Origin of the sequence: Pectobacterium betavasculorum (assembly GCF_000749845.1) — a bacterium.
Taxonomy (GTDB): domain Bacteria; phylum Pseudomonadota; class Gammaproteobacteria; order Enterobacterales; family Enterobacteriaceae; genus Pectobacterium; species Pectobacterium betavasculorum.
Genome location: NZ_JQHM01000023.1, coordinates 21,574 through 29,481 on the forward strand (window position 1 = coordinate 21,574; position 7,908 = coordinate 29,481).

General features: G+C 52.6%; 9 protein-coding genes. 7 read left to right on the forward strand and 2 right to left on the reverse strand.

All coding sequences use genetic code 11. The annotated features are described in order from the left end of the window. Position 1: 1 nt before the first annotated feature. Positions 2 to 1,801, forward strand: coding sequence for an ABC transporter ATP-binding protein (locus tag KP22_RS20170; RefSeq protein WP_039326024.1), 1,800 nt, complete (start codon positions 2 to 4; stop codon positions 1,799 to 1,801). Positions 1,802 to 1,837: 36 nt separating this feature from the next. Here the strand turns inward: KP22_RS20170 and KP22_RS20175 are convergent, their stop codons facing one another. Further along, positions 1,838 to 2,137 carry a helix-turn-helix domain-containing protein gene (locus tag KP22_RS20175; RefSeq protein ID WP_010281167.1) on the reverse strand — a complete coding sequence of 100 codons (300 nt, stop codon included), beginning with the start codon at positions 2,135 to 2,137 and terminating at the stop codon, positions 1,838 to 1,840. Then, entirely contained in the window at positions 2,124 to 2,495 is a 372-nt protein-coding gene (locus KP22_RS20180) for a type II toxin-antitoxin system RelE/ParE family toxin (protein WP_039326026.1), read from the reverse strand. Before KP22_RS20180 ends, KP22_RS20175 begins: the two co-directional genes overlap by 14 nt. A gap of 336 nt (positions 2,496 to 2,831) precedes the next feature. Between KP22_RS20180 and dgoR the strand changes: the two genes are divergently transcribed. The 6 genes from dgoR to KP22_RS22825 all read left to right on the forward strand — a co-directional run. Continuing rightward, a complete protein-coding gene (gene dgoR, locus KP22_RS20185) occupies positions 2,832 to 3,530 on the forward strand; it encodes a D-galactonate utilization transcriptional regulator DgoR (RefSeq protein ID WP_005976717.1) in 699 nt (232 codons plus the stop codon). Beyond that, a complete protein-coding gene (locus tag KP22_RS20190) occupies positions 3,527 to 4,423 on the forward strand; it encodes a 2-dehydro-3-deoxygalactonokinase (protein ID WP_039326028.1) in 897 nt (298 codons plus the stop codon). Before dgoR ends, KP22_RS20190 begins: the two co-directional genes overlap by 4 nt. Further along, complete coding sequence (locus KP22_RS20195) at positions 4,407 to 5,024, forward strand: 2-dehydro-3-deoxy-6-phosphogalactonate aldolase (protein ID WP_039326030.1); 618 nt, start codon at positions 4,407 to 4,409, stop codon at positions 5,022 to 5,024. Before KP22_RS20190 ends, KP22_RS20195 begins: the two co-directional genes overlap by 17 nt. Continuing rightward, positions 5,021 to 6,169, forward strand: coding sequence for a galactonate dehydratase (gene dgoD, locus KP22_RS20200; protein WP_005976723.1), 1,149 nt, complete (start codon positions 5,021 to 5,023; stop codon positions 6,167 to 6,169). Before KP22_RS20195 ends, dgoD begins: the two co-directional genes overlap by 4 nt. A gap of 351 nt (positions 6,170 to 6,520) precedes the next feature. Continuing rightward, on the forward strand, positions 6,521 to 7,792 hold the full coding sequence (locus KP22_RS20205; protein ID WP_039326032.1) for an MFS transporter: 1,272 nt from the start codon (positions 6,521 to 6,523) through the stop codon (positions 7,790 to 7,792). Continuing rightward, positions 7,793 to 7,908: hypothetical protein (locus tag KP22_RS22825; RefSeq protein WP_231566910.1), on the forward strand; the 116-nt coding region annotated here is incomplete at its 3' end. It lies immediately after the preceding gene.

Consider the following 7,908-nt stretch of genomic DNA (forward strand, 5'->3'; position numbering starts at 1 on the left):
CATGACAGCGCCGATTATGTCCGTTTCGCATTTGACCACTGCCTTTCAGGTGAACGGCGAGTGGATGAACGTGGTGCGAGATTTATCCTTCACGATTGGCGAGAAAGAGACGGTCGCCGTGGTGGGGGAATCCGGTTCAGGGAAAAGCGTGATGGCGAAATCCATCATGCGCTTGCTGCCGCCCGGTCAAAGCCGGACCGAGGGGCAGATTCATTTCGGCGATACCGAGCTGCTGTCGCTCCCTAGCAAAGCGATGCAGGATGTGCGTGGCAATCGCATCGGCATGATTTTTCAGGAGCCGATGACCAGCCTGAATCCGGTTTTGCCGATTGGCTACCAGATTACGGAAGTGCTGCGCCGCCATCGTGGCATGGGGAAAGCCGAAGCGCGTGCCGAAGCGGTGCGACTGCTGGAAAAAGTCCGTATTCCGGCAGCGAAATCACGGCTGAACGAATACCCGCAAAGCTTCTCCGGCGGGATGCGCCAGCGCGTGGTGATTGCGATTGCGCTAGCCTGTCACCCGAAGCTGTTGATCGCCGATGAACCGACAACGGCGCTGGATGTCACCATTCAGGCACAAATTCTGACGCTGATAAAAACCCTTCAGGAAGAAGAAGGGATGTCAGTGCTATTTATTACCCACGATATGGGCGTGGTGGCGGAAGTCTCTGACCGCACGCTGGTGATGTATCAAGGCGAAATGGTAGAAAATGCCGTCACGCGGGAGATCTTTCATCATCCGCAACAGCCCTATACCCGCATGCTGCTGTCTGCCGTGCCTAAGCTTGGTTCGATGTCCGGCAGCGCATGGCCGCAGCGCTTTCCACTGGTGGATCTCAAGACGGGCGAACGCCAGCCGGTGCCGGATGCGGTGAATACCGTGTCAGGCGAGGAACCGGTGCTGACGGTAAAAAATCTGGTCACCCGATTTGATATCCGATCAGGGTTTTTCCGTCGGCTATCTGGGCGAGTTCACGCGGTGGAGAATGTCTCGTTCGATCTCTGGCCAGGAGAAACGCTTGCGCTGGTTGGCGAATCGGGCTGTGGTAAATCCACCACTGGTCGGTCGATTATTCGCCTTAACGACGCCGTCAGCGGTGACATTCAACTGCTGGGAAAAAATATCCTGACGGCGGATAAGCGTGGGCTGACGGATTCGCGGCGACAGATTCAGATGGTATTTCAGGACCCGTATGAAAGCCTGAACCCGCGCATGCGGATAGGGGAAGCGATTGCCGAACCGATGTTGCTGCACGGTCTGGCGACCCGACAGAATGTGAATGCGCGAGTGAGCGAACTGCTGGAACAGGTGGGGTTATCCGGCGATATGGCTTCGCGTTTCCCGCATCAGTTCTCTGGTGGGCAGCGGCAGCGCGTCTGTATTGCCCGCGCACTGGCGCTGGAGCCAAAAGTGATCATTGCTGACGAATCGGTGTCGGCGTTGGATGTGTCCGTCAAGGCGCAGGTGATTAACCTGATGCTGGATCTCCAGCAGAAGCTCGGGCTGTCATTCCTGTTTATCTCGCACGATATGGCCGTTGTCGAACGAATCAGCCACCGCGTAGCGGTGATGTATCTCGGTGAAATCGTGGAGATCGGCCCACGTTCGGCAATCTTCGACAATCCGCAGCATGACTACACTCGGCGTTTGATTTCCGCGGTACCCGTGCCTGACCCGGATACCCGTCCGGTGCGTAATATCACCAATGATGAATTGCGTAGCCCGGTACGCGCGCCTGATTTCCACCCTCCCGCACGGCGCTATAAGCAAGTCGGAGAGGGACATTTCGTTCTGGAGTGAACGAATCGCGTTTACTGAAAATCCAGAACGACTTAATTACAAAGTAAGCGCGATACGCTTACCATCAGGCAAGGTCACATCTAGCGTAAGCTTGCCGCCTAGGGCAGTGACATAGCGTTTCAGCGTTGACAGTTTTGGGTCATTTTCGACCTTCTCCATCTTAACAATAGATGGCTGCTTGACGCCCAGTGCTAACGCAAGCTGAGTCTGCGACATGTTCAGCTCTTCGCGTAATTTCGCTAAAGTGATTTCCTGACGGATCTCAGCCGTACGCGCTTCAATGCGGGCGCGGCTCTCCGGTGAACGTTTAGCCATCATTTCTTTAAGCGTCGCCATCTTCTTTTACCTCCGGTGATATCAGATGCGATGCAAACTCAGCGTCTGCGATCTTAATCATACGTTCGTAGAACAACTTTTCATCTTCGCCTTTCTTATCTCCCGCACATAAAACAATCGCTTTACGTGTCCGGTCAAACGCGAAGAATGTTCGGAATGGGTGGCCGCCAACCTGAACTCGAAGCTCCTTCATATTTTTGTATTTTGAGCCTTTAATCTGATCAACCTGTGGTCGCCCTAGCTGTGGGCCATCCTCTTCGAGTATAGCGAGGTGTGCCAAAACCTCTTCCTGTACCGTTTCGGTTTGCTCATCAAACCACGTATCAAATAGCGCCCGTGTGACTATTTCCCATGCCAATCTGTAAAACCTCCATGTCCTGCACTCTGTAAACACACTATAACCCACAGGCTATATTAGCAAGCAATCCTTGTTAGGAATAATGGAGCCGCCTTCCAACTTCGCGCGCTCAATTCCTCTGGATGTTTAAATCCCGTAACACATGATGTTGCTAAATTGTATTGATTGTCCGTTTTGTGATCCAGATTGTAGTACAACATATAATAATGGTACTACAATCAAGCCAAGAAAAGAGGGAAGGGTGCGGTTATTGTGCAACAGTTCGACGACGTCAGGCGGCATGGCGGGTAAAGTAAGTGCAGTGATATCAATCCGTTTTGTCTCGTTGAGGTGATGATGAATAAGCAGGAATTAAGCAAAACCGACCGCATCATTCTGGATATTGGCCAACAGATCGTTGGTGGGAAATACGCGCCGGGTACGCCGTTACCCGCAGAAGCTGAGCTGTGTGAAGAATTTCAGACCTCGCGCAACATCATTCGTGAAGTGTTCAGAGCGCTGATGGCGAAAAGGCTGGTGGAAGTGAAACGGTATCGCGGCGCGTTTGTGGCTGCGCGTAATCAGTGGAATTACCTGGATACCGACGTTCTGCAATGGGTTCTGGCAAGCGACTACGACCCACGTCTGATCAGCGCGATGAGCGAGGTGCGTAATCTGGTGGAGCCGACGATTGCTCGTTGGGCTGCCGAACGCGCGACCTCAAGCGAGCTGGCGGTGATTGAAGCGGCGCTGAACGACATGATTTCCAACCATCAGAATCGTGATGCGTTCAATGAAGCAGATATTCGCTTCCATGAGGCGGTGCTGGCGGCGGTGCATAACCCGGTGCTACAGCAGCTAAGCGTTGCGATTAGCTCGTTGCAGCGTGCGGTATTTGAACGTACCTATATGCCGGACGAAGACAACATGCCACGGACATTGCGTGAGCATCAGGATCTCTACGATGCCATTCGGCATCAGGATATTGAAGCAGCAGAGCGGGCGGCGTTGACCATGATCGCCAGCTCAACCAAACGGTTAAAGGACATTACATGAGTGAAAGCTATATCGCCGTTGACTGGGGTTCGACCAACCTGCGTGCGTGGCTGTATCTGGATGGCGTCTGTATCGACAGCGTGAAATCTGAAGCGGGTGTCACGCGTTTGAACGGCCAGACACCGCAGCAGGTTTTTCAGCAAATCGTTGCACCATGGCAGCAGCACAACGTGCCTGTCGTGATGGCGGGCATGATCGGCAGCAATGCGGGCTGGCTTTCCGTGCCTTATCTGCCATGCCCGACTCGCCTGACGGATGTCGCTCATCGCCTGACGCGCGTGGAAGAAGCCCAGCCGTTGGCCGCTTGGATCGTGCCGGGGCTGAGCATTGCGCAGGACGATAACTGCAATGTGATTCGCGGTGAAGAAACCCAACTGATTGGCGCATATAGCGAATGTCCTTCCTCTCTTTATTTAATGCCGGGAACCCACTCGAAATGGGTGCAGGCCGATGACAGTACCGTGCTGGATTTCCGCACGGTGATGACCGGTGAACTGCATCACCTGCTGATGACGCAGTCGCTAATTGGCGTGGGGCTGACCGAGCAGCAGCCGTCCCCCGACGCTTTCCAGCAAGGGCTGGAGCTGGGCTTTGCCGACGACAATATCATCCGCTGCCTGTTTGAAACCCGCGCGGCGCATGTGCTGGGGCGTCTGGAGAAAAGTGCCGTGAGCGACTGGCTGTCCGGGCTGCTGATTGGCAACGAGGTCTCACAAATGCAGCGCCACTATCAAGTGGCGGCAGGAGACACCATCACATTAATCGGCTCCCCTGCGCTGACGGCACGCTACGAAAAAGCATTACAACAAGCGGGATTGCGCTGGCAGCAGCTGGATGGCGATCGGGCTTTTCAGGCAGGAATAAGGAGCATTGTTAATGAGTTGGAATACTAATCTTCCCTTGATTGCGATTCTGCGTGGTATCACGTCGGATGAGGTGCTGGAACATATTGCGGCGCTACTGGATGCCGGATTCGATGCGGTAGAGATCCCGCTGAATTCGCCGAACCCGTATGCCAGTATTCAACTGGCGGTGGAACATTTTGGCGATCGCGCCCTGATTGGTGCAGGGACAGTACTGAAAGCCGAATATGTCGACAAGTTACAGGAAATTGGCAGCAAGTTAGTAGTCACCCCCAATATCTCTCCCGAGGTGATTCGTCGGGCGGTGGGTTACGGCATGACGGTGTGCCCAGGCTGTGCCACCGCGACGGAAGCCTTCACGGCGCTGGATGCGGGTGCGCAATCTCTGAAAATTTTCCCGTCATCGGCGTTTGGGCCGGACTACATCAAGGCGCTGAAAGCGGTATTGCCAAAGGACGTTCCCGTCTTTGCCGTCGGTGGCGTCACGCCAGAAAACCTGAAGGATTATCTTAGTGCAGGCTGCGTCGGTGCCGGGTTAGGCAGCGATCTGTATCGAGCCGGTCAGTCGGTTGAGGTTACTGCACAAAAAGCACACGCATTTGTTAATGCCTATAAGGACGCTGTTCAATGAAAATTACCAAAATCACCACGTATCGGCTGCCGCCACGCTGGATGTTTCTGAAGATTGAAACCGATGAAGGCATTGTCGGCTGGGGCGAACCGGTTATCGAAGGCCGCGCACGCACCGTTGAAGCTGCCGTTCACGAGCTGTCTGACTATCTGATTGGGCAAGACCCAGCACGTATCAACGATATCTGGCAGGTGCTTTACCGCGCAGGCTTTTACCGCGGCGGCCCGATTCTGATGAGCGCCATCGCCGGTATTGACCAGGCATTGTGGGACATCAAAGGCAAGGCGCTGGGTGTACCGGTTTATCAGCTACTGGGCGGGCTGGTACGCGATAAGATCAAGGCCTACAGCTGGGTCGGCGGCGATCGTCCTTCTGAAGTGATTGCGGGCATCAAGAAGCTGACCGAAATTGGCTTCGATACCTTCAAGCTGAACGGCTGTGAAGAGATGGGCATCATTGATAACTCGCGTAAAGTCGATGCAGCGGTGGCCGTGGTTGCTGAAATCCGCGAAGCCTTTGGTAACAGCATCGAGTTCGGTCTGGATTTCCACGGTCGTGTCGATGCGCCGATGGCGAAAATCCTGATCAAAGAGCTGGAACCTTACCGTCCGCTGTTTATTGAAGAGCCGGTGCTGGCTGAACAAGCGGAATACTACCCTCGGCTGGCTGCACAAACTCACCTGCCGATTGCCGCGGGCGAGCGCATGTTCTCACGTTTTGATTTCAAACGCGTGCTGGCAGACGGCGGACTGGCCATTATTCAGCCTGACCTGTCTCACGCGGGCGGTATTACCGAGTGCTTTAAAATTGCTGCCATGGCGGAAGCCTATGATGTTGCGCTGGCACCACACTGTCCATTAGGCCCAATTGCACTGGCTTCCTGTTTGCATCTCGACTTTGTTGCGCGTAATGCCGTATTACAAGAGCAAAGTATGGGCATCCATTATAATAAAGGTGCCGAGCTGTTGGACTACGTCATTAATAAAGAAGACTTTGCTATGACTGACGGCCATTTCTATCCATTAAATAAACCGGGCCTTGGCGTGGAAATTAATGAAGAGCTGGTTATTGAACGTAGTAAAAATGCGCCAGACTGGCGTAACCCGGTGTGGCGTTATCCTGACGGTGCTGTCGCTGAGTGGTAATGCTCGTCATACCTCAAGCTATATGGATGTTGAGTAACCGGTAATACATAACGCATTTCCCCGGCACAATGGAATAGAACAATCATGGACCATCACGAAATAGATTATTTCGTGAGGGATTACTGTTTTATTTTATTAGCGTCGGGGAAAGTAATCTTCCATTTATCATGAGTAAGCCACCACCGGGATTTTAAAAATAAAACGCCATTATAAATAGGGAAATATAGTGAGCGTGCGCGGTTATTTATTTCATTAGAAAAAATAAAGCATACCAACTGCTGGTGTTGTTAAACATTAAAAATAGCGGGCAATAAATATGGTAGCCCGTTTAATAAATAACAGGAACATAAGATGGATATGACATTAACTACCCGTCCTACAAAACGGCGTTATTTCACTCTGCTGATGATTTTTATTACGGTCGTCATCTGCTACGTGGATCGAGCCAACCTGGCTGTGGCATCGGCACATATTCAGGAAGAGTTCGGCATTACAAAAACACAAATGGGCTATATTTTTTCCGCGTTTGCCTGGACTTATACGTTATGCCAAATACCCGGCGGCTGGTTCCTTGACCGCGTTGGCTCAAAGGTCACCTATTTTATTGCCATCATGGGATGGTCGATTGCCACGTTACTGCAAGGTTTCGCCACAGGTCTGGCATCGTTGATTGGTTTACGCGCCGTGACCGGGCTGTTTGAAGCGCCTGCGTTTCCGACGAATAACCGCATGGTGACCAGTTGGTTCCCTGAGCAAGAACGTGCTTCTGCCGTTGGATTTTATACGTCAGGGCAATTTGTTGGTTTGGCATTCCTTACGCCATTACTCATCTGGTTGCAGGAAATCCTAAGCTGGCACTGGGTGTTCATTGTTACTGGCGGCGTTGGTATTGTTTGGGCAATGATCTGGCATTTCGTTTATCAGCCACCGAAGAAAAGTAAAGGGATCAATCAGGCTGAGTTGGATTATATTGCCGAAGGCGGCGGTATTGTTGATGGTGATGCGCCGAGCGACAAAAAAGCACGTACGCCATTGACGGCGGCTGACTGGAAACTGGTGTTCAACCGCAAACTGGTGGGCGTATATATCGGGCAGTTTGCCGTAACCTCTACGCTGTGGTTCTTCCTGACGTGGTTCCCTAACTATCTGACGCAGGAAAAACAGATTAGTGCACTGACGGCAGGTTTCATGACGACGGTACCTTTCCTGGCGGCGTTCGTTGGCGTGTTGCTGTCTGGATTTGTAGCGGACCGTCTGGTGCGTAGCGGAAAATCGATCGGTCTGGCGCGTAAAACGCCGATTATCTGTGGCCTGTTGATTTCAACCTGCATTATGGGGGCGAACTACACCAACGATCCGGTGTGGATTATGACGTTGATGGCGTTGGCGTTCTTTGGCAATGGCTTTGCCTCCATTACCTGGTCGCTGGTGTCGTCGCTGGCACCGATTCGTTTGATTGGTCTGACGGGCGGAGTATTCAACTTTGTCGGTGGTCTGGGCGGTATCACGGTGCCATTGATTATTGGTTATATTGCGCAGGATTACGGTTTTGCCCCCGCACTGACCTACATTGCTGGCGTGGCGCTGGTCGGCGCGCTGTCTTACATCTTACGGCTTTGTTGAATAAATCGAACTTTTGCCAAACGGCAGGATCAGATCACGCATCATCCTGATAATACAGGCAGTGCCGTGGCAAAGCAGAAGTACAAAATCACCAACTGGAAGACCTACAATAAAGC